The 19,558-nt window shown below is 61.3% G+C and carries 19 protein-coding genes; 17 read left to right on the plus strand and 2 right to left on the minus strand.

Going from position 1 to position 19,558, the window contains the following annotated elements; all coding sequences use genetic code 11:
• Nucleotides 1-17 precede the first annotated feature (17 nt).
• The 11 genes from rfbD to AACH11_RS06345 all read left to right on the plus strand — a co-directional run bounded on the left by rfbD (nucleotide 18) and on the right by AACH11_RS06345 (nucleotide 12,845).
• On the plus strand, nucleotides 18-917 hold the full coding sequence (rfbD, locus tag AACH11_RS06295) for a dTDP-4-dehydrorhamnose reductase (RefSeq protein WP_341373351.1): 900 nt from the start codon (nucleotides 18-20) through the stop codon (nucleotides 915-917).
• 46 nt (nucleotides 918-963) lie between these two features.
• Entirely contained in the window at nucleotides 964-1,536 is a 573-nt protein-coding gene (gene rfbC, locus AACH11_RS06300) for a dTDP-4-dehydrorhamnose 3,5-epimerase (RefSeq protein ID WP_341373352.1), read from the plus strand.
• Nucleotides 1,537-1,602: 66 nt separating this feature from the next.
• Entirely contained in the window at nucleotides 1,603-2,478 is an 876-nt protein-coding gene (gene rfbA, locus AACH11_RS06305) for a glucose-1-phosphate thymidylyltransferase RfbA (protein WP_341373353.1), read from the plus strand.
• Nucleotides 2,479-2,540: 62 nt separating this feature from the next.
• Nucleotides 2,541-3,491: a glycosyltransferase gene (locus tag AACH11_RS06310; RefSeq protein ID WP_341373354.1), complete on the plus strand. Its 951-nt coding sequence runs from the start codon at nucleotides 2,541-2,543 to the stop codon at nucleotides 3,489-3,491.
• Nucleotides 3,488-4,471: a glycosyltransferase family protein gene (locus AACH11_RS06315; protein ID WP_341373355.1), complete on the plus strand. Its 984-nt coding sequence runs from the start codon at nucleotides 3,488-3,490 to the stop codon at nucleotides 4,469-4,471. Before AACH11_RS06310 ends, AACH11_RS06315 begins: the two co-directional genes overlap by 4 nt.
• Nucleotides 4,468-5,757 (plus strand): O-antigen ligase family protein, encoded by a 1,290-nt coding sequence (locus AACH11_RS06320; protein ID WP_341373356.1) that lies wholly within the window; start codon nucleotides 4,468-4,470, stop codon nucleotides 5,755-5,757. Before AACH11_RS06315 ends, AACH11_RS06320 begins: the two co-directional genes overlap by 4 nt.
• A gap of 12 nt (nucleotides 5,758-5,769) precedes the next feature.
• Complete coding sequence (locus AACH11_RS06325) at nucleotides 5,770-6,822, plus strand: glycosyltransferase family 4 protein (protein WP_341373357.1); 1,053 nt, start codon at nucleotides 5,770-5,772, stop codon at nucleotides 6,820-6,822.
• A gap of 56 nt (nucleotides 6,823-6,878) precedes the next feature.
• The gene (locus AACH11_RS06330) at nucleotides 6,879-8,270 is read left to right on the plus strand and encodes an oligosaccharide flippase family protein (RefSeq protein WP_341373358.1); all 1,392 of its coding nucleotides are present in this window, start codon (nucleotides 6,879-6,881) and stop codon (nucleotides 8,268-8,270) included.
• An 18-nt stretch (nucleotides 8,271-8,288) separates the two neighbouring features.
• Complete coding sequence (locus tag AACH11_RS06335) at nucleotides 8,289-9,368, plus strand: glycosyltransferase family 4 protein (protein ID WP_341373359.1); 1,080 nt, start codon at nucleotides 8,289-8,291, stop codon at nucleotides 9,366-9,368.
• A 13-nt stretch (nucleotides 9,369-9,381) separates the two neighbouring features.
• Nucleotides 9,382-10,446: a right-handed parallel beta-helix repeat-containing protein gene (locus AACH11_RS06340; RefSeq protein ID WP_341373360.1), complete on the plus strand. Its 1,065-nt coding sequence runs from the start codon at nucleotides 9,382-9,384 to the stop codon at nucleotides 10,444-10,446.
• 104 nt (nucleotides 10,447-10,550) lie between these two features.
• Nucleotides 10,551-12,845: a GumC family protein gene (locus AACH11_RS06345; protein WP_341373361.1), complete on the plus strand. Its 2,295-nt coding sequence runs from the start codon at nucleotides 10,551-10,553 to the stop codon at nucleotides 12,843-12,845.
• A 58-nt stretch (nucleotides 12,846-12,903) separates the two neighbouring features.
• Here AACH11_RS06345 and AACH11_RS06350 read toward each other — a convergent pair whose 3' ends face one another.
• Together AACH11_RS06350 and AACH11_RS06355 are read right to left on the minus strand one after the other, a co-directional pair.
• Complete coding sequence (locus AACH11_RS06350; RefSeq protein WP_341373362.1) at nucleotides 12,904-14,148, minus strand: type II toxin-antitoxin system HipA family toxin; 1,245 nt, start codon at nucleotides 14,146-14,148, stop codon at nucleotides 12,904-12,906.
• Nucleotides 14,138-14,422 carry a helix-turn-helix domain-containing protein gene (locus AACH11_RS06355; RefSeq protein WP_341373363.1) on the minus strand — a complete coding sequence of 95 codons (285 nt, stop codon included), beginning with the start codon at nucleotides 14,420-14,422 and terminating at the stop codon, nucleotides 14,138-14,140. Before AACH11_RS06355 ends, AACH11_RS06350 begins: the two co-directional genes overlap by 11 nt.
• Nucleotides 14,423-14,649: 227 nt before the next feature.
• Between AACH11_RS06355 and AACH11_RS06360 the strand changes: the two genes are divergently transcribed.
• The 6 genes from AACH11_RS06360 to AACH11_RS06385 all read left to right on the plus strand — a co-directional run bounded on the left by AACH11_RS06360 (nucleotide 14,650) and on the right by AACH11_RS06385 (nucleotide 19,549).
• Nucleotides 14,650-14,802 carry a hypothetical protein gene (locus tag AACH11_RS06360; RefSeq protein ID WP_341373364.1) on the plus strand — a complete coding sequence of 51 codons (153 nt, stop codon included), beginning with the start codon at nucleotides 14,650-14,652 and terminating at the stop codon, nucleotides 14,800-14,802.
• Nucleotides 14,786-15,103, plus strand: coding sequence for a helix-turn-helix domain-containing protein (locus tag AACH11_RS06365; protein ID WP_341373365.1), 318 nt, complete (start codon nucleotides 14,786-14,788; stop codon nucleotides 15,101-15,103). The genes AACH11_RS06360 and AACH11_RS06365 overlap by 17 nt, the downstream gene beginning before the upstream one ends.
• Before the next feature lie 133 nt (nucleotides 15,104-15,236).
• Complete coding sequence (locus tag AACH11_RS06370; protein WP_341373366.1) at nucleotides 15,237-15,959, plus strand: tyrosine-protein phosphatase; 723 nt, start codon at nucleotides 15,237-15,239, stop codon at nucleotides 15,957-15,959.
• Nucleotides 15,956-17,221, plus strand: a complete 1,266-nt coding sequence (locus tag AACH11_RS06375; protein WP_341373367.1) for a lipopolysaccharide biosynthesis protein — start codon at nucleotides 15,956-15,958, stop codon at nucleotides 17,219-17,221. Before AACH11_RS06370 ends, AACH11_RS06375 begins: the two co-directional genes overlap by 4 nt.
• A 33-nt stretch (nucleotides 17,222-17,254) precedes the next feature.
• Nucleotides 17,255-18,418 carry a glycosyltransferase family 4 protein gene (locus AACH11_RS06380; RefSeq protein WP_341373368.1) on the plus strand — a complete coding sequence of 388 codons (1,164 nt, stop codon included), beginning with the start codon at nucleotides 17,255-17,257 and terminating at the stop codon, nucleotides 18,416-18,418.
• An 87-nt stretch (nucleotides 18,419-18,505) separates the two neighbouring features.
• The gene (locus tag AACH11_RS06385) at nucleotides 18,506-19,549 is read left to right on the plus strand and encodes an acyltransferase family protein (protein ID WP_341373369.1); all 1,044 of its coding nucleotides are present in this window, start codon (nucleotides 18,506-18,508) and stop codon (nucleotides 19,547-19,549) included.
• Nucleotides 19,550-19,558 lie beyond the last annotated feature (9 nt).

Consider the following 19,558-nt stretch of genomic DNA (forward strand, 5'->3'; position numbering starts at 1 on the left):
TGCTTCTAGGGGGGTAAATGAAGGTATTATTGTTGGGCCAAGGTGGCCAAGTGGGCTGGGAGCTGCAGCGCGCGCTGGCGCCGCTGGGTGATCTGACCGGCGCCGACCACGACAGCCCCGGCGATCTGCGCGCCGACTTCAGCGCGCCGGAGACGGTGCAGGCCCTGCTGGAGCGCGTGCGCCCCGACGTCATCGTCAATGCCGCGGCCCACACCGCGGTGGACAAGGCCGAGAGCGAGCCCGAGCTGGCCCGCGCCATCAACGCCACCACGCCCGGCCTGATCGCCCGTTGGGCGGCGGCGCATGGCGCCTGGCTGGCGCATTACTCGACCGACTACGTGTTCGACGGCAGCGGCGAGGCCGCGCGCGACGAGACGGCCGCCACCGCGCCGCTGAGCGTCTACGGCCGCACCAAGCGCGAGGCCGAGGAGCTGATCGCCGCCAGCGGCTGCCGGCACCTGATCCTGCGCACCAGCTGGGTGTATGCCGCGCGCGGCGGCAACTTCGCCAAGACCATGCTGAAGCTGGCCACCGAGCGCGACGCGCTGAAGGTGATCGACGACCAGATCGGCGCGCCCACCGGGGCCGAGCTGCTGGCCGACGTGACGGCCCATGCGCTGCGCGTGGCCCAGGTCCGGCCCGAGGTCAGCGGCCTGTACCACTGCACGGCGGCCGGCGAGACCAGCTGGCACGGCTATGCCACGCAGGTGCTGCGTCAGGCCCGGGCCGCCGGCGTGGCGCTGAAGGTGGCGCCCGAGGCGGTGCAGCCCATCCCCACCAGCGCCTACCCCACGCCGGCACAGCGCCCGCTCAACAGCCGGCTGGACTGCCGCCGGTTCAGCGAGACCTTCGGCCTGCGCCTGCCCGAGTGGCAGCGCGGCGTCGAACGCATGCTGACCGAGGTGCTGGCGCGCTGAGCGCTGCCACAGGCCTGACCGACAAACCGAGCATCCTGATTCCCCGATGAAACTCACCCTCACCCCGCTGCCGGGCGTCGTCGTCGTCGAGCCGCAGGCCTTCGGCGATGCGCGCGGCTGGTTCATGGAGAGCTGGAACGAGGCACGCTTCAATGCCGCACTCGCCGAGGCCGGGCTGGCCAGCCCCGTGCGCTTCGTGCAGGACAACCACAGCTGCAGCCAGGCCGGCGTGCTGCGCGGCCTGCACTACCAGTTGCCGCCGCAGCCCCAGGGCAAGCTGGTGCGCGTGGTCAAGGGCCGGGCCTGGGACGTGGCGGTGGACATCCGCCGCGGCAGCGCCACCTTCGGCCAGTGGTTCGGCCTGGAGCTGACGGCCGACAACAAGCAGCAGCTGTGGATCCCGCCGGGCTACGCCCACGGCTTCGTGGCGCTGGAGGACGACACCCACTTCCTCTACAAGACCACCGACGTGTGGAGCCGTGACTGCGAACGCGCGATCCGCTGGGACGATGCGGCCATCGGCATCACCTGGCCGCTGCCCGCCGGGCTGCAGCCGCTGGTGGCGCCCAAGGATGCCGCTGCACCGCTGCTGGCCGACGCTGACGTCTTCACGCTCTGAGCCGGCCCAAGCCGCTCAACTGCACCGAATCCACCCGATCACGCACATCCAGGGACCCACACGATCATGAGCAAGACCCGCAAAGGCATCATCCTGGCCGGTGGCAGCGGCACCCGCCTGCACCCGGCCACACTCGCCATCAGCAAGCAGCTGCTGCCGGTGTACGACAAGCCGATGATCTACTACCCGCTGACCACGCTGATGCTGGCCGGCATCCGGGACATCCTGGTCATCAGCACGCCGCAGGACACGCCACGCTTCCAGGCGCTGCTGGGTGACGGCGCCCAGTGGGGCCTGAACCTGCAGTACTGCGTGCAGCCCAGCCCCGATGGCCTGGCGCAGGCCTTCATCCTGGGCAAGGACTTCATCGGCGGCGCCCCCAGCGCGATGGTGCTGGGCGACAACATCTTCTACGGCCACGACCTGCAGCCGATGCTGGAGCATGCCAACGCCAGCACCGAAGGCGCCAGCGTGTTCGCCTACCACGTGACCGATCCCGAGCGTTATGGCGTGGTGGAATTCGACGCCACGCGCAAGGCGCTGAGCATCGAGGAGAAGCCTGCCGCGCCGAAGAGCAACTACGCGGTGACCGGCCTGTACTTCTACGACGCCCAGGTCTGCGACATCGCCGCATCCATCAAACCAAGTGCCCGCGGCGAGCTGGAAATCACCACCGTCAACCAGACCTATCTGGACCAGGGCCAGTTGCAGGTGGAGATCATGGGCCGCGGCTACGCCTGGCTGGACACCGGCACCCACGACAGCCTGCTGGAAGCCGGCCAGTTCATCGCGACGCTGGAGAAGCGGCAAGGCCTGAAGGTGGCGTGTCCGGAGGAGATCGCCTTCCGCGCGGGATGGATCGATGCCGCGCAGATCGACCGTCTGGCCCAGCCGCTGAAGAAGACCGGCTATGGGCAGTACCTGATGGGGTTGGTGAAGTGACGGCACCGCCAGTTATTTCGAAGGCCATCGAAAAAAGTTCGACAACGGATGACCTGCCCCATGTGCTGGTCCTGATGGCGACGTACAACGGAGAACAGTGGCTGGACGCTCAAATCGACAGCGTCATTCAGCAAACTGGTGTGAGGGTTTCGATCCTCATCTCCGATGATGGCAGCAAAGATGCCACCGTCGATATGATTCTTGAGCGCTGCAAGCGCGACGACCGTATCGCGCACCTGCCGTTTGGCTGGAAAGGCGGGTCTGCTGCAGCGAACTTCTTTAGAATTTTGACCTCACTGGATCCGAGCGCAGACTATGACTATGTCGCGTTGGCCGATCAGGATGATGTTTGGGCACCAGATAAATTGTCCTCCTGCATCGCCTTTGGTGCCAGCCACCCAGCCAGTGGCAATGTTGGCCTGATCTCCGCTGCGACTCTCGCATTCTGGCCGGATGGGGCGGAACAAGTGCTTGTGCAAAGTCGCCGTGTTTGCCAGTATGACTATCTATTTGAAGGCGCAGGACAAGGGTGTACCTTTGTCCTTACATGGGCGTGTGCGATCAACGTGGTCGCCGCAATCAAAGAGATTCCTTTGGCTTTGCGAAAGAACGTCCACTACCACGATTGGCTGATATACGCATTTTGTCGCCGGTTGGGATATGGATGGGCGCATGTGCCTAGGCCCTTGATGCGCTATCGGCAGCATGCCAACAATGACACGGGTGCGAAAGGCAGTTGGACTGCCATTTCTCACCGGCTGAGCAAGATGCTCAACGGTTGGTATGGTGCGCAGGTCAATGCGATCGCCCTTTGTATAAATCACGTGGCGCCGCTGACAGACGGTGAGCGACGCTTGCTTCGCATGAATCCGAAAGGTGAATTGGCGCCAGGCTGGCTCAACGGATTGCTTCGAGTGCCCACGCTGCTGAGTGACGGGCGTCGATCGACGAAAGAGCGAGTTTTGGTTGCGGCCTTCAGTCTGTTCGGCGTGCTCGTGAGAAAAGCATCATGAAATCTATGGGTGTTCGAGCGGTCGCCATATTGGTCAACTGGAAAGGAGCAGATGACACGATTCAGTGTCTGCGTAGCCTGCAGGCTGATCTGGCGCGCGATGACTTTAAGGTCGTGGTCGTAGACAACGCGTCGCCCTCTTCCGGTATCGATGAAATCCTGCAAGGGATCGCGTCTTTTATGCCCGCCGAAAACTGGATTCGGGTCGAAGAAGGCGAGGTTGCCAATCGGGAATGGGAGCAGCTTCCATCGGTTGTATTCATCAAGGCAAAGAAAAATCACGGATTTGCCGGCGGGAATAATGTCGGAACTCGGTTCTTCATGGCCGACGCGTCGGTGGGCGTGTACTGGTACTTGAATAACGATACGGCTGTCGAGCGGGATACGGTCAGTTCTCTCTGCCAAGAGTTTTCTGGAACATCAGGGCCATTGGCCGTGGGTTCGTTGCTTGTTCACTACGATCACCCCGAAGTAGTGCAGTCTGCAGGTTGTCTCTTCAATCCGTTGACAGGCAGGTTGGGGCGCCTAGGTGAAGGGCTCTCTAGGCAGGATTCGTCGTTGAAGAATCCTTCCGATTTTTCGTACTTGGCTGGCGCCAGCTTGGCGGTCAATCGAAAGTACTTGGATGTCGTCGGACTGATGTCCGAGGATTATTTTTTATATTTCGAAGAGCTGGACTGGGTGGCGCGTGCAAGAGCGAAAGGCTTGTCAGCGCCTTTGCTGTGTCTGAAATCGGTGGTTCGGCATAAGGAGGGCGGATCAATCGGAACAAAGTCTGTCCAAGTTAAGAAGCACAGCTTGGTTGCTGAGTTTTATCTTGCAAGAAGCTACGTCAAGTTCTATTGGCGGCATCACAGGGTATTGCTTCCGGCAATTCTGACTCGGCTGACAGCCAAAGCGGCACTTTCGGCCGTGAAGGGTGATGCCCGTCGTGCGCGGGCGATTTTTCTTGGTATGTTGCAGCAGGCGCAGTATTCGTGACGTCCTTGATTATTTCGATAATCATCTTGCTTCTGCCGTTATGGCCGAAGTACTTGGGCTTTGACATTGGTGGCGCGCGAATTAGTCCATATACGTTGGCTATCTTCGCCGCGCTCTTGGTCATCGTGGGTTCACGTTCGTCACGCTCGGCGCTGTCCACTGCGTTGGCTGGCCATCTGGGTAAATGTTGGCTGATATTTAACCTGCTATCAGCATTCTCTTTGGTGTTGGGCAGTAAAGAAGCGACTGCTGCAGTTTTCTTTCGTGAGGCGATTCAGGTCAATGCACTATTCTTGCTTGGAGTCGTATCGGTCGGATTGGGTGGCCTTTCGCTGCATCTGACCTTGCTCCGTCGAGGCTTGCTTCTGGCTGGGACCTTGGCCGTTCTGGAAAAGGTCCTGGAATGGCCATTTGTGGCTCAATGGTTCTTGAAGGCTGGCGCCAGTATCTCGGCTGATCTGATGTCCATGGGTGAGGCGAAGTACCGTGACGGTGTCTTTCGGGCACAGTCAACTTTCGAGCATCCAATTATGCTGGCGAGCGGTATGGCTGTGCTGGCGACGTTGAGCATTTGGGAATTCACCCGTAATGGAAATCAGTCGGCAGTTAGACGAGCTCTTCCAGCGATTTTTGGTTTGACTGTTGCACTAGGCGGAGCTTGGGCAAGTGGGAGTCGGACGGCCTTGTTAGGTATGGCCTTTGCTCTGCTGATTCCACTTTTGTTGCGTGGAGTTATTGCGCTCGGTAGCGTGGCCCTGATCACTGTAATGTGGTCTATGACATTGCTCACTGCGACCTATCTTGTCGGGGACGCAGTCCTTGGTGGTGGCGATGGTCTGATTGGCGACTTGATCAAAGGCCGCAGCGACGATGAAGCCATGAGTACCGAATTGCGAAGAGTGATGTGGGACAAGGCGGTAAAGCTCTTCGAAGACAGTCCCGTTCTCGGCTTCGGGCCTGGCTCAGAAGTTCTGGCGTCCGTGCAAATGGGTGATATATCTACGATTGACAATTCGTATATAGCATTGCTCGTTTCCAGAGGGTTTCTTGGGCTGGCCACCTTTCTGCTGATGTTCGGGCTGGCGATGACGTTCATGTTCCGACTCCGAGATCGCTTGGTGTCTTCCGGCAATGCGTCACTGATCCTCGTGTTTGGTGGAATGTTGATTGCCACGCTGGTCATCCAGTTTGGCAACTACATATACACTGGATTTTCTTATGCGTTCTTCTCACTGGGCGCTGTTTCTGCAGTTTTGGCCAAGCCGGATAGCCCGGCGATACGCTGATTCCGAAATAAAATGAAGACTATCGCCGTCTACGTATCTGCGTATCCTTGCAACAGCGCCGAACCATCTGCCGGTACCCAGTTGGCGTTGCAGAAGGTGAAGCAATTAGCCACTGAATACGATCAGGTCTACGTCTTTAGCTTTTGCCGCTATGCGCTTCCGCCCGAGCAGGGGTTCCCTTCAAATGTCCTCGCCAGCGATATAAGAATCGGGCGTTGGCATACTTTGCTGTCGCAAATACTCTTCCCGCTGCATCCCCTCGGCGTCGCCGTTCGCATGGTTGCTATCAGGAGCGCCGGCCTGAGTAAGATTCCAAATCCAGATCTGGTGTATGGGGATTTCACTCAATCTTTTGGATGCGTGCCAACCCGGTGGACTTCAAAAGCGGAAGTTCGTATTCATGACACGGTCAGAGAGCTGTACGGACGGCAATCTAGGTCCGGGTCTATTCCCAGGCGATTGATTGGGTTGATCGAATCTCTGCGATGGCGCTGGTATGAGCCATTTGTGTGGCGCAGCGCTCGCGCGGTGCACTGCCTCACGGATCGCGAGGCAGAGGCTGTTTCTACAAGCAGAGGATCAAGCACGGGCGTGCTTGTGGAGCGGCCAATTCCATCTTATGTTTGCCGAACCCGAACCGCGGCCTCCGTGGTGAAGGGACGGCTGATATTTTGGGGGAACTTGGCTCGCCCTGAAAATTCGTTGGCCGTTGAATATTTTCTGGAAAATCTGTGGCCTGCGATAAAGAAAGCGGTACCGACTGCAGAGTTTCGAGTGGTTGGCGCGAATCCACCGCAAGCGCTTCTGGCGCGAGCCTCTGATGGGGTCTCATTCACTGGGTTCGTGGACGACCCCGCTGTAGAGTTTGAGAAGGCGCACTTGTCCGTGGCGCCACTGACGTTTGGTGCAGGAATAAAGATCAAGGTCTTGGAGACGGCCTTCTCCGGTATCCCAACCATTTGCACTCAGGTGGCTGCCGACGGTATCTGGGATGACGTTCCAAACGTTATTGTCGCTGGTGACGACAGGGCTTTCGTGAAGGAGTGCGTCGCTAGATTGAGTTGATTGTTTTTTTTGGATACTTGTCGATAAATAAATGAGTCGTTGGGGGGGATTGGATCATGGGCTTGAATGCGGTTCTTGTTGGGGTACGTGCCAGCTTTCAACTAATTGTTCTTTATCTTTGCGCACGCCTGCTCGGCCCTGAAGGGTACGGTACTGTCAGCTTTGGGATGGCTACCGTGGCGGTTCTTCAAATATTCTTGGACGGTGGACTGTCGTCTGTTGTCGCAACCACCCCAGGGCTAAAGCACTCGGTCCGCCGCGCGCTTCATTGGTGGGGTGTTCTTGTTGCGATGGCGGTCGCTTTGATCTTGATCGGTGCAAATTGGATCGGCGTTGGTTTTCTTGGTTCAGGAATGAGCGGATGGTCGCTCGGGTATATCGCTGCCTTTTTGATCGTTTCGAGCTTGGCGGCTCATCGTAAGTCGAGTGCGGAAGCGGCAGGCAAGGTCGTCAATGTTTCGCTTATAGAAACAGTGTGCGTTGTTGGTGGCTCATCGACGTCCCTGGGGCTTATATATGTGACCAGAAATCCGGACTTGTATTTCTTGGGATTGTTGGTCGGTGGTCTGTTGCAGTTTGTTTTGACTGCCATGTTCCTTCGAGATGGCTGGAGTTTTTGGGGTCATGTAAACATGACTGATTCCAAGCCATATGTGAAGAGCGGAATTTCATTGGTGGTTGCTTCTTTGGTCGGAAACGGGTCGGCGCAAGCTGATATTTTTATTGGAAAAATATTTCTGACCAGCTCTGAGTTGGGGACCTATGCACTAATTCGAGACTTGGTGAATCGAGTTAACGCTTTGGTGACGCCGGTTTTAAGTCGAGTTTACATGCCGCGTATGGTTCGCCTGGTATCTGATGGCGCGCCTGACAGCAAGGTCAACCTGCTGTACAGGGGCCTGATTTCGGCTTACGCGCTGAGCTTTGGAATGATTTCTCTTTTCGTTGCCGGTACCAGCTCTGGGTTGGCTAACCTTGTTTTTGGCGATCGTTGGAACTTTCATCAAGGACTCCTTTTCTCACTTGGAGTCTGGGGATGGTGTCGTGGCCGTGCTTTGTTGATCGGACCTGCGATGTACTCCAAGGGTCGATATGAACTCGCCCTGCAGTGGAATCTTTTGCGCTTGGTTCCTTCTGTTGCCGCTGTATTTTTCGGGGTTCGTTGGGGCGCGATTGGATTGGCTTGCGCTGTGATGTGCGCCTCCTTATTGGAGGTGTTCTTTCAGTACATATTCGTGGAGCGCCGTCTTGGATTGAATGGATTGATTGAGCTTTCGCTCATTCCGCTTTCTTATTCCTCGGCGGGTGCGATGTTGGCGGCGTTGATGTTTTATATCGCTAATCCGGCTGATGTGATTGTTGCCGCTTGGGTCTGGGTAGGGTCGTGTGCCGCGTTGTTCTTGGCTGCCCTCCGCTTGGGTTCTAAGTATTTTAAATTTAGTGGTTAAGTCTAGGGTCTTGTACTGATGGGTAAGCAGAAATTTGAGGTTTGGCATGAATACGGTTCTCCACATCACTATCGTGGGCTGGAGGCTATTTGCAAATTGCGCGGTGCAGAGGTCGATTATTTTGAGTTTCGCTGGTTTCGCCAGATGGTTAAAGCTGCGACGAGGCGGGATGGTGCCCTTGTTCTGCGAGGGTTTTTGAACGGACTCGCCTTGATTCGTCGAATTTTTTCTGGATCGAAAGGCGTAAATTTCGTTGTGGGCGCTGCGCCTTATGACTGGCGAGTGCTTCTTCTTGTCTTCGCTGTGCGCAACGGGAACTTGTTATGGCATAACTCATGGCCAGTCTGGGATGGTTCTAATTCCGCAAAATCCAGCAGATTTGGGGCTTGGGTCTGGGCTAAGGTTTTTCTTCCCCGAGTGAAGCAGGCTTTTTTTGTGACGGAGTATGCGAAATCTGCCTTTCTCCGTTCGGACATGCCAAAGATGCCGATTTCGGTTGTCGCGCATTCTTTTGAATCAGAAATTTTCAATGCTGCAACAAGAGTGCAAGAGCGCTCAGTGCCCGTCATCCGACTGCTCTTCGTTGGAAGGCTAGTTAAGTCAAAAGGGATATTTGATGCGCTGGACGTGGTTCGACGTTTGTCCAATCGATTTTCGGTGAAGTTTTCTGTGGTCGGGAGTGGTGCGGATTCCAAAATTTTGTCCGACGCTGCCGTTGAACAGGGCTTGAATGTCGAGTTTTTAGGCTCGCTCGGACGTGGCCGGCTCGCAAAGGAATTTCAATCCAGCGACTTTTTGTTGTTGCCGTCCAAGCGCATTCAAGGTTGGGAGGAGGCGTTTGGCATGGTCGTGATCGAAGCGATGGCTTGCGGGTGTATTCCTCTTTGTACCGACCATGCTGGCCCCTCTGAGATCTTGTCTTCTGAATTTCCGGACTTGCTGTCCTCGGAGGAGGATTTTGTTGTGAGAGCAGAAAAATATATCGATTCCCTTTGCGGTGATGGATCGAAATTTCATTTCGTGCAAAAGAAAGCGGAGGCCTTTGCGTTTCGGTACTCGGAAGACGAGGTCGCAAAGCGTTGGGTAAAGGCCTTCTAAAGTCCGCCTGCACATGACCACTTCTGATGGGGTGTTTGTGAACAGGCGCGCTGCGTTGCTTCTTGGGCTGACTGCATCGGGTTGCGCTTTTAACGAGCGGGTTCCTTCCGTTCGGCGGGGCCGTACGGAAGATCTTGTTCGATGGTTGACCTCGGTCGCCGTTGGCGAGTCTGATGCGCCCTTACGTCAGTTCATGACGTCGGTGGATATCTTGCATCCGGTTGTTGTAAAAGTGCTTGCCTCCGGTGCGCGATTTGATTTCTCAGGAGTCCAGCTGCGGGTGCCTATTTTTTCTAAGGCCGCCTGGGGTGAGCGCGATGCTGTGATTTCATTTTTTGGTGATCAATTCACAGCTTCCGGCATCGAATTGCAGGCATTTTTTAGATCCCCCGCATTGACTGGCGTGGCGTATGTTTCTGGGGTGGGAGGGCGTTTTTATGATTGTTCGTTGTACGGATTGGGTTGGGTCGGATTGAGTATTGGTGGATCCGCTGCAGGGGCATGTTCGGATACGTTTGTTGCAAATTGCTTTGCGGGTGGCTGCCGTTTCGGCTTCTTTGGTTCTGGATCAAGTACCGTATTTCGGCTTTGCTATGCCACTCATCAGTGGTCCCAGTCGGCTGAGTTCCCGGATGGCCGTTGGCGCCCCGAGTCCCATTTCTATGATGGTTTTGTATTGTCTCGAGGGCGCGGCGCGTTGCTTGATCGATGTGTGGCAATCGATTGCGGGCAGTCTGGTGTGTACGTGGGTGCGTACGAGAACGTTTCAATTATCGGGGGGGAGTATTCTAGGAATTTTAATAAGGGTGTGGATTTCGGGCCGTCCGCGCCGGCGTCCGCTTCTGATGTATTCGTGTCGGGTGTGCGCTGCTTGAATAACGCGACCGGGAACATTCATTTGTTTAATGTTCGAAACGGAAGGGTCAGTGGATGTTATGTTCGCGATGAACTACGCACGTTCGCGCTGTCCGTCGATGGCGTGTCAAAGGATGTTTCGTGGGTAAATAACGACTTTTCTTCAAGTGGGCGGGTTGTCTTTGTCGGTGACAAAGTGATTCGCGCCAGTCCAGAGGCTTGAGGCGTCCTCGCCGGTCCGTCGTTCGTTGTTTGGATTTTTTGGCTTTTGTTGTATCATGTTAGTAGTTTTGTGGCGTTGCTTTTCCAATTTTTGCGATTAATTCCATGAATTCCAAAAACTTGCCGATTCATGTGGGCGGGGGCGCGGAGGTTGCCGTGGTTGGCGCGCCGGAGTCTCGTGTTGGATTCTCTTTGCCATCTTCTGAGGGAGATGGCTTCGAGATTCTTGAGTACTGGCGCAGCTTGGTGAAGCGGCGGTGGTGGATTGCGCTTTTGGCAGTTGCTGTTACTGTGGCATCTGCGCTTTTTGCGTTTGCCATGAGCCCCGTTTATCGATCAACTGTGACGGTTTTGATCGAGTCAGGCAAGGGCAAGATTCTCTCGATTGAAGATGTTTATTCAATAAACGGTCAGCGGGAACATTACCAGACTCAGATTGAGATACTTCAGTCACGAGAGGTTTTGGTTCGGGCAGTCAAGAAGCTTCGTTTGTGGGAAAATCCTGAGTACGATCCAAGGATTAAATCGAGTGGGCTGCGCGACTTTTTTATTTCTATAGCCGGCTCTGCGTCGACAGCCAAAGAGTGGAATGAAGATGCGTTGGTCGACGCTGTGGTTGAAAAGATCGGATCTCAGATTGCCCTTGATCCTGTCCGTCTGAGTCAGTTGGTGAAGCTAAGCGTCGAGTCCAAGAACCCAGATACCGCCGCATTGGTCGCGAACACAATTGCCAGCCAATATATCGAGGCTGATCGCGACGCCAAGTTCAAAATCTCGCAAGAGGTCAGTTCTTTTTTGCAAGAACGAGTGGGTTCTTTGCGCGAGAATCTGACCCGTTCTGAGCAGGCGCTTCAAGAATATCGCGAGCGCAAGGGTGTTGTCAGCGTTGGAGGATCCTCGCAGGCAATGGCGTCGCAGCAAGCAACTGGCGCATTGGGTAGTTTGATCGCTGCGCGCGCACGTCGTTTGGAGCTTGAAAATGCATACGCTCAGGTGCGATCGGTACTGGACGGCGATTATTCGTCGGTCTCGGCAGTGCTTCGCGATCCTATCGTTATTGCGGAGAGTGCCAAGTTAAGTGACGCTCAGCGCAAGCTTTCGGAGCTCGCAGAATCGTTGGGGCCACAGCATCCGTCTGTTGTTTCTCTTGGGGGTGAGATTTCTCAGATAAAGCGTTCGCTAGGTGCGGCGCAAAAAGCTGTCGTTCGTAGCCTGATGCGCGACTACGAGGTTGCCAGTGGGACTGAAAAGTCTCTGGAACAGGCGCTTGGTCGGGTACGCAGCGATGTTCAGAATCTCAACCGCGAAGAATTTGATCTTGCTGTTTTGGAGCGCGATGTCGTTACAAACCGTCAGCTCTACGAGATGTTCATGAGCCGCGCTAAGGAGACCAACTTGGCAGCTGATGTGCAGGCTAATGTGGGACGGGTTGTTGACCAAGCTGTGCCGGATGTGCGCCCTGTGAAGCCCAAGAAGGTTCAGTTCGTCGTCATGTGCGTGGTTGTTTCATTGTTGATCGGTGCTGCTGCAAGCATTTTGATTGACCGTCTGGACAACACCGTCAAGGGGCCTGATGACGCTGAGCAGCGCCTGCGCCTGCCCACCCTGGCCGCCATCCCGCAGGTCAAGGATCTGGACCGTCTCAAGCTCGGCCGCTACTTCCTCGACGACAACCACTCGCACTATGCCGAGGCCATCCGCACGGCCCGCACCGGCATCCTGCTGTCGGGCCTGGACGTCAAGAACAAGATCCTGCTGATCACGTCCACCGTGCCGGGTGAGGGCAAGACCACGCTGTCGCTGAACCTGGCCCACGCCCACGCGCAAACCAAGAACACGCTGCTGATCGATTGCGACATGCGCCGCTCGCAGGCCTCGCGCAGTGCCGATCTGCCGCCGGGGGCCAAGGGCATCACCAACTTCGTGGCCGGCGCCCCGCTGGAAGAGTGCATCTACCGCGTCAAGGACAGCCCGCTGATGATGATGCCGGTGGGCGATCTGCCGCCCAACCCGCTGGAAGTGCTGCTGTCCAACAAGTTCAAGGAGGCGCTGGCGTCTCTGGCCGAGCATTTCGAGATGGTCATCATCGACAGCCCGCCGGTCGAGCTGGTCAGTGACAGCCTGGTGCTGGCGCCCATGGTCACCAACATCGCCTATGTGGTGAAGGCCATGGCCACCCCGGCCCCGCTGGTGCGCAAGAACCTGGTGCGCCTGCAGCGCGCGGGCGGCAAGATCCTGGGCGTGGTCGTCAACGATCTCGATTTCGAGGCCGCCCGCATGTACTACGGCGAGTACGGCGCCGCCACCTACAGCTACGGCGGCTACAGCAACGCCAAGCTGACGTATGGGGGCAGCAGCACGGCCAAGGCGGCCGAGGGCGGCGGGTCGCCGCAGGCGTGATGTTCAGGGCCTGCGTCGGGGTGATGCCCGGCGTGGGCCTTGGTTGGCGCGGAGGGCGTCAGCGCGCCAGTGTCAGGCCTTCGGCCCAGGCGGCGCTCATCTTGTCCAGCAAGGGGCGCGGCACGCGGTCGTCGCCGCGGGCCTGGGTCAGGGTGTCGCTCAGGGCGTGGGTGATGGCCTCCAGCACCCGGGCCGGCTGGCTGACGCCGCAGATGCGGCGGCCGAAGTCCAGCAGCTCTTCCCGCGTGGGGTAGGTGCGGGTCTGGTGCCGCCCGGCGAACAGCTTCAAGGCCAAGGTGCGGTCCTCCAGCTCCGGGCCGCCGGGGTAGCGGGTGTAGGTGTAGATGGCCGTGGTCACCACGTCGAACATCGGCGCCAGCCAGATGTCGTGCGTGCCGCGGTACAGCACGCCGAAGTTCTTCAGATGCGCATCGCCATTGCGCACCATCACCGAGAACGCCACCTGGGCGAAGAAGCGGTGCAGGTTGTCTCCGGGCAGCCCCAGCTGCCGCAGCAACTCGGCCACGCGCTGGTAGCTGCCCTGGTACTTGCGGTCCGACAGCACGTCGCGCACGCGCAGGCCGGCCAGCGCCGCGATGTCCTCGAAGCCCAGGCGTTCGGTGCGCCCGTCGGCCTGCGTGACCATGTCGAACCGGTCCAGCACCAGCATCTGGCCGTCGTCGGACAGCGCAAAGCCGGGCACCGCGATGCCGGCGCTTCGGGCAGCGCTCAAGCACAGGAACTCGTTGGCGCACAGGCCTGGATACGCCGGGCTGGCGGCCTTCACGATCAACGACGGGATCGGCACGGTGGGCCGGTCCGGCACCATGATCTTGGGCTGCATGCCGGCGATGCCTGCGCCGGTGCTCAGGTAGGCGGCCACCAGGTCGTCGAACACTTCCGCGCTGTACCGGGTCTTCAGCAGGGCGTCCTTGCCCATCGCCGGCGGCGGGGCCCGCTCCGGCGCGCCCGGTTGGCGGTAGCCCAGCCGGCCGATGCCGTTGTGCCCCACCAGGGCCAGCAGGTGCATCGGCGTCATCGGCCGCTTGGGAAACAGCTGCCGGATGCGCATGAACAGATCGCCCTCGGGCAGGTTCTGGTCCATGGGCGCGAACAGGTCGCCGTCCTGCCAGGTCAGCTGAGCCTTGGCGGGCATCAACAGCGCGACAGCAGGCTGCTCAGGCGTCGCATCCCGGTAGCGGAACTCGTAGGTCGATGTCTTGAGCAGCTGGCCGGCCAGGGCGTGATCGCCGATGGAGACGTCCAGCGCACGCAGGCGCTCCGGCAGGCCGTCAGGCGCCATGGTCGTCGCCTTCGTCGTCGTCCATCCGGAACCGACGGGCCACCTCGGCCGCCGAAGGCAGGCCCACCGGTTCCAGCCGCAGCCCCAGGCCCAACGCCGCGGCCACCGCCAGCAGGGACGACACCGTGCTGTCTTCCCCCGCTTCCAGCCGGTAGACCACCTCGCGCACCTTGCCCGCGCGCTGCGCCACCTCGGACTTGCTCATCCCGAGCGCCAGGCGCCGCGCCATCAACTGCTGGCCGAGCTCATCGGGGAGGCGGATGGTGTCAGTCATGGCTGGCATTTTTGGTGCTGCGCGGGGGTTTTGCAAGGTATGGCTGGCAGTTCCGCACGGATGGCGTGCTCAAGGATTACATCGCCCAGCGCAGCCGTCCCGGTTCGGACGGTTCCTAGTCTTGCGGATGGGGCTGGCGCTGGGCCACCGCTGGCGTCCAGGAAGCAGTTGGTCTCCATCGGGCTGCCAGACGCGATGTCTATGCGCCTCTGGCGTATAGTTGGCGCATGTTCACCGTCGTCGAGACCCTGCTGTTCCAGAAGCAGTGGCCTGCGTACTGGACAGAAGAGGAGCGCGCAGAGTTCGCTGCGTTCCTTTCTGCCAATCCGGAGGCTGGTGACGTCGTTCTCAAGGAGATCCGTCGTGCCCTCGAAGACTGAGCCCCTTTCCCATCAGGCGCTTGCCCAGTACGAAGCCAACCGCGATCTTGGCGCGGAGTTGCTTCAGTCCATCCGCGAGATGAAGGCCGGCAAGGTTGCCGTGGTCCACAGCCCCGCGGTGGAAGCGCGAGAGAAGACCGGTCTTTCGCAAAGCCAGTTCGCAGCTTTGCTGGGCGTTTCCGTGCGCACGCTCCAAGGCTGGGAGCAGGGGCGCAAGCAGCCCAGTGGCGCTGCCCGCACGCTGCTCACCATCGCCCGCACCAACCCCGCTGCGCTTCTGGCTGTCGCCGGAAAGATCTGAGGTCCAGGGCCTCAGGCCCAGCGCTGCGGCCACCACCTCGGCGAGGCCCAGTTCCGCGACGGTGTCGCAAAAGACGTCGCAATGCGGGGCGCGGTGTTGCGTCGCGTGGTGCGTATGTTGCAATCAGCGCCCCATGATCGACATCCACTGCCACCTCCTGCCCGGCATCGACGACGGCCCTTCCACCGTCGAGGACGCGATGGCGCTTGCCAAGGCCCTGGCCGATGACGGCATCCAGCACGTGGTATGCACGCCCCATGTGTTCCCGGGCCGCTTCGAGAACCGGCGCACCGGCATCCTCGACGAGTTCACCCGCTTCCAGGCGCTGCTGGCCCAGAGCGGCATCCCGCTGAAGCTCAGCTGCGCGGGCGAGGTGCGGCTGACGCCCGAGAGCCTGGATCTGCTGCCGCTGGGCGAGCTGCCCTTCCTGGGCCAGGTGCAGGGCTTCAACACCATGCTGCTGGAGATGCCCGACGGCCAGGTGCCGCTGGGGGCCGATCGCTTCGTGTCCCACCTGATCCAGCACAAGATCCTGCCCGTCATCGTCCACCCCGAGCGCAACCGCGGCGTGATGGAAGATCCCCAGCGCCTGGCGCCCTTCATCCACATGGGCTGCCCGGTGCAGGTGACGGCGGCCAGCCTGACCGGCCACTTCGGCGCCAAGGCCCAGGAAACGGCGCAGACGCTGCTGGACGAGGGCTGGGTGACGGTGATCGCCAGCGATGCCCACAACCTGCAGGGCCGCCGCCCGCGCATGGGTGCGGCGCGCGACTGGCTGCACCACACCTACGGCGCCGCCGCCGCCTATGAGCTGACGGTGGCCGCTCCGGCGCGGATCTGCGGCATGGCGCTGTGAGCGGCCGCGGCGACCGCGATGTGCTGCGCCACATGCTCACGCTGGCCACCGGGGCCGGGGTGGGCAAGCTGGTGGGCATCGCGGCCATCCCGCTGATCACGCGGCTGTACGGGCCCGAGGCCTACGGGCTGTTCTCGCTGCTGCTGGCCGGCACCACGCTGGCCTCGCCCTTCGTCACGCTGCGCTATGTGTCGGCCATCCTGCTGCCTCAGCGGGTGGGCCAGGCTCAGGTGCTGGTGCTGGCGTGCTTCGGGCTGCTGCTGCTGTCGTGCACCCTGATGGGGGGGGTGTTCGCGCTGTGGGGTGACACCCTTTTCGGGGTGGTGGGGGCCGCCCGTCTGGGGGATGTCTGGCCGCTGCTGCTGGGCTCGATCGCGCTGGCGGGCAGTTACGAGATCCTGTCGGCCTGGGCCTCGCGCCACAAGCGCTTCCGCCCGATCGCGCTGGCGGAGGTGGGGATGTCGGCCTCGGGCAGTGCGGCCAAGGTGCTGATCCAGGCGGCCACGCCGCTGTCGGGCGGGCTGCTGATCGGTCATCTGGTGGGCCAGGCCTGGGGCTGTGTGGCGCTGGGGCGGGCGCTGTGGCGGGAGTGGCGATGGCCGCGGCGGCTGCGGTGGCGGGTGGCGGCGGCGCTGCGTCGGTATGCCGATTTCCCGCGTTATCGGATGCCGGCGCAGGTGCTGCTGGTGGTGTCGTCGCAATCGCCGGTGTTCTTCGCGGCGGCGCTGTGGGGCGCCGATGTGGCGGGGCAGCTGGGCCTGGCCTTCACCGTGCTGGCCATGCCGGTGAGCCTGCTGGTGCAGACCACGGCGCAGGCCTATTACGCCGAGATCGCGCGCCTCGGCGCCGGGGATGCGGCGCGGCTGCAGGCGCTGTCCGTGGGCATCGCGCGCAAGCTGGCGCTGCTGGGGGCGGTGCCCTCGCTGGTGCTGCTGGTGGGCGCGCCGACGCTGTTCCCGTGGGTGTTCGGCGCGCAGTGGGCGGATGCGGGGGTGTTCGCGGCCATCCTGTCGGTCTACCTGGTGGCGCAGTTCGTGTCCAACCCGCTGACGCAAGCGCTCAACGTGCTGGGGCGCCAGCGCCTGTTCCTGTGGTTCGATGGGGTGCGGGCGCTGATCACCCTCGGCGCTTTCGGTTTTGGGGTGTCACTGGATCTGACACCCTTCTTCACGTTGGGGTTATACAGTGCGGGCCTTGCGGTCTATTACGGGCTGAATGCGTGGACGGTGCTGCGCTTGATCCGCCAGCGGCTGCCCCGCTGATCGGGCCGTGCGGTTCCTGGCGATTTCCCAGACATGAGTTCGAAGTTCAACACGGTGTTGATGGTGGCGTTCCTGTGCCCGCCGGAGTTCGGCGGCGCCATCGTCCAGGCCCTGCGGCTCAGCCGTGAGCTGAAGCTGCAGGGGCAGGATGTGCATTTCCTGGTCGACAGCGGCGGCCAGCCCTCGGGCGAGTTCCTGCAGGACGACGTGCGCGTGCTGCGCCGCGCCACGGGCGCGCTGCCCCAGCGCTCGCTGGTGCGCCAGGTGCTGTGGGCGCTGCGGCTGATCGCCTTCGCCTTCGCGCACCCGTCCTACACGGTCTACCACTTCCATTCGGTGCGCGGGCCCGAGCTGCTGGCCATGCCGGTGCTGCGCTGGCTGGGCCGCCGCACGGTCTACAAGATCACGCTGGCCGGCTCCGACGATCCGCTGACGCTGGGCCGGCGGCGCCTGATGGGCGGCCTGTACCGCTGGCTGATGCGGCAGATCACGCTGGTGATCGCCATCTCGCCCAAGCTGCGCGACATGGCGGTGGCCGGCGGCATCGACCCGGCGCGGGTGGTGATGGTGCCCAACGGCGTCGCGCCCGAGCGCTTCCACCCGGCCACCGCGGACGAGCGCACGCAGCTGCGCCAGCGGTTCGGCTGGGCGGCCGATGAGCGGGTGCTGCTGACCGTGGGCTCCATCGAGCACCGCAAGGGCCTGGACACGCTGCTGCAGGCGTTCAGCCGCGTGCGCGGGCAGCTGGCGGGCAGCCGGCTGGTCATCGTCGGGCCCGGCAACCGGGACGACAACCCGTTCTACGTCGAGCTGCAGGCCTGGCTGGCCGCGCACGGCGTGCAGGGCGTGACGTTCGCGGGCGCCTGCGACGACGTGGCCGACCGCATGCGCGCGGCGGATCTGTTCGTCTTCTGCTCCCGCCAGGAAGGCCTGCCCAACGTGCTGCTGGAGGCGCTGTGCTGCGGCCTGCCGGTGGTGGCGATGGACATCGAGGGCATCACCGGCTGGGTGCTGCAGGGCCGCCCCATCGCCCGCAACCTGCCCGACCGCGACCCCGACCGCTTCGCCGACGCCTGCCTGGAGCTGCTCGGCCGCCTCGACCGCCCCACCTGCCACGCCGCCGCCGCCTCCGCCGCCCACGACTTCGGCATCGAATCCATCGCCCACCACTACCGCCGTATCTACGACGCGCTTTGATTCGATCGGCTTCGATCGGGGTCAGGTCTTGCCTTTTGCTCCTTCGAACGGGGGGGGCAAAAGGCAAGACCTGACCCCGCTTTGGTTATGACCCCTCGTTTTCCGGTTGTCGATGCGCTGAAGGCGGTCGCGGCGCAGTTGATCGTCTGGCATCACCTGGTGGCCTATGGGCCGGTGTCCCAGGGGCTGGATCAGGCCTGGCCTGCGGTGTCGGGCTGGCTCTACCAGGATGGCCGCATCGCGGTGCAGGTGTTCCTGGTGGTGGGCGGCTTTCTGGCCGCGCAGGGGCTGGCGGGTGTGGCCCGCAACCCGTGGGCCGCCATCGGCCGGCGCTATGTGCGGCTGGCGCGGCCCTTCATGCTGGCGGTGGTGCTGACGGTGGCCGTCTCCGGCCTGGTGCGGCCGTGGTTCGATGATCCGATGCTGTCCGAGCCGGTCGAGGGCCTGAACCTGCTGGCCCACGCGCTGCTGCTGCACGGCATCCTCGGCCATGAATCGCTGGGGGCGGGCGTCTGGTACGTGGCCATCGATTTCCAGCTCTTCGCGCTGTGGGTGCTGCTGGCCTGGGCCGGCCGGCGCTGGCCGGCGGCGCGGGCGTGGGCGGTGACGGGCGGGGTGGCGGTCTCGCTGTTCGTCATCAACCTCGACAGCAGCTGGGATGTCTGGGCGCCGTACTTCTTCGGCGCCTACGGCCTGGGCGTGCTGGCCGCGCTGCTGCGCGAGCGGCGCTGGCTGGCCACGGCGCTGATCGTGGTGCTCGGCGGCGTGGCGTGCTGGATGGAGTGGCGCAGCCGCATCGCCGTGGCCACCGCGGTGGCGCTGCTGCTGCTGTGGGCCGGCGCCTGGCCGCGGCTGCTGGGGCGCCGGCTCGATGGCCTGAGCCGCCGGCTGGCCGATGGCTCGTACACGCTGTTCCTCACCCACTTCGCGGTGCTGGTGCTGGGCAACGCGCTGTACGCCGCCGCCGGCCTCGATGGCGCGCTGGCCGCCAGCCTGGCCGCCATCGGCCTGTGGGCCGCCAGCCAGGGGCTGGCCCGCGCTTTTGACGCCCTATCCACGCGTACGATCCGCCTGCCGGGGTCAGGTCTTGCTCTTTGCTCCTTCAAACGAATGACAAAAGGCAAGACCTGACCCCGCTCA

Origin of the sequence: Pseudaquabacterium rugosum, from assembly GCF_038066575.1 — a bacterium.
Taxonomy (GTDB): Bacteria; Pseudomonadota; Gammaproteobacteria; order Burkholderiales; family Burkholderiaceae_C; genus Pseudaquabacterium; species Pseudaquabacterium rugosum.